Here is a 1,345-nt window from a genome sequence, read left to right on the forward strand (position 1 = left end):
GTAATGACACCAGCTTTGGCAAGATGGGCCAAAAGTGCCCTTGAACCGTTGTTCGGTGCTTTTGTAAGGCATCCAAGATTAGCGCTGCCAATCTAAGGCGGACCAAAAAAAGCCCCGTAAAGAGGCTTGTACGGATCCATTTTTTCACGGATTAATATCTTGTGCAACGGTTACCTGTGTTGTAGCACGTTATTTTTTGTTTTTATATAGTTCAAGTGCTTTTAAAAATTTCTTTCCGCCACCCTCAGTTTGGTCATCAATAAAACCGTTCAATTCAGGGTGATTTTCCGAAATCCAGCTCAAAAGTTTGCTTCTATTTTTTCCCCAAGTCTCATCGTCAAAATTCAAATACTCCGTTTCTATTGCGATGATTTTGTCATTTTCAAACTTCAGAACCTCATTGGTCAAAAAAGGCTTATGCATAAAGAAAAGAATTCTATTGTCAACTTTTGAAACCTTTGCTTTGACAATTCCGTTTTCCAAATTCATTTCAAGAACTTTATAATTTGGTTTAAAAACAGAATCCCATTTTAACCAATTTTCCACATAATCATTTTTAGAATATCTTACTTCATATTTATATTTCGGTATCGTAGTTATCAGACTGTCGTTTAACAAGTCTTTCATTTCAGAACTATTAGATTCGTCAAGTGCCACGAAAAATTTTTCAGCAATTTCAATCTTATCAATTGTCTTTTCAGAGTTTTTACAAGAAATCAATCCGATTGCTAAAAAGTATAAAAAAACTATGATTTTGTTCATTCGTATGCTGGTTGGTGTTAATGTGCTACAACGCAGGGCTATGTGAAGCCACGTTACGGGTTTTAAATTTACGCAACTTGTTGGGATAAATTTACAAATACGTGTTGAACGTGGCCAGGTTGCATATAGCCGTTGATATGTACAGTTTTCCTCGATGGCGCCTAAAGGTGATAGGTTGGATGGTCCCTCATCCTACGGATTATGCAAACTGGCATGGCCCTGCGATGATGTACAAATCCCAAGGGGCGGGAATTGGAGCCTTTGGCGACAATGTAGCGACTTGGGTTCACCTTTAGGTGAATTGTACATCATCGGTCTCGGCTATGAGTAGTTGCGTGGTTTAGCACTTAACTTGGCAAGTAAACACCAAGTTGGAAATTCCGCAGGAATTTCCAAAGTAGGCGAGAACAAGCAATTACTTATAGCCATTGTGCCTGTTGCACAAGTTATAAAAAAAGGGGCATTTCGATCTTGCCGATCCGTAAAAGGATCGTAACTTTAGGTATGCAGGGTAAAAAGGATTATCAAGAGAAGCTTTTCAATAATTTCCAATTAAGTGACCGGGTACCGCAGACGAATTTCT

Annotated in this window: 2 protein-coding genes; one reads left to right on the forward strand and one right to left on the reverse strand. The window is 38.4% G+C overall.

Going from position 1 to position 1,345, the window contains the following annotated elements; all coding sequences use genetic code 11:
• Window positions 1-189: 189 nt before the first annotated feature.
• Window positions 190-762: a hypothetical protein gene (locus BFP75_RS13605; RefSeq protein ID WP_099545925.1), complete on the reverse strand. Its 573-nt coding sequence runs from the start codon at window positions 760-762 to the stop codon at window positions 190-192.
• A 137-nt stretch (window positions 763-899) separates the two neighbouring features.
• On the opposite strand from BFP75_RS13605, the gene BFP75_RS21885 reads away from it, so the two are divergent.
• Complete coding sequence (locus tag BFP75_RS21885) at window positions 900-1,058, forward strand: hypothetical protein (protein WP_165776517.1); 159 nt, start codon at window positions 900-902, stop codon at window positions 1,056-1,058.
• The last annotated feature ends 287 nt before the right edge of the window (window positions 1,059-1,345 follow it).

The sequence above is a fragment of the Maribacter sp. 4G9 genome (assembly GCF_002742265.1).
Lineage (GTDB): Bacteria > Bacteroidota > Bacteroidia > Flavobacteriales > Flavobacteriaceae > Maribacter.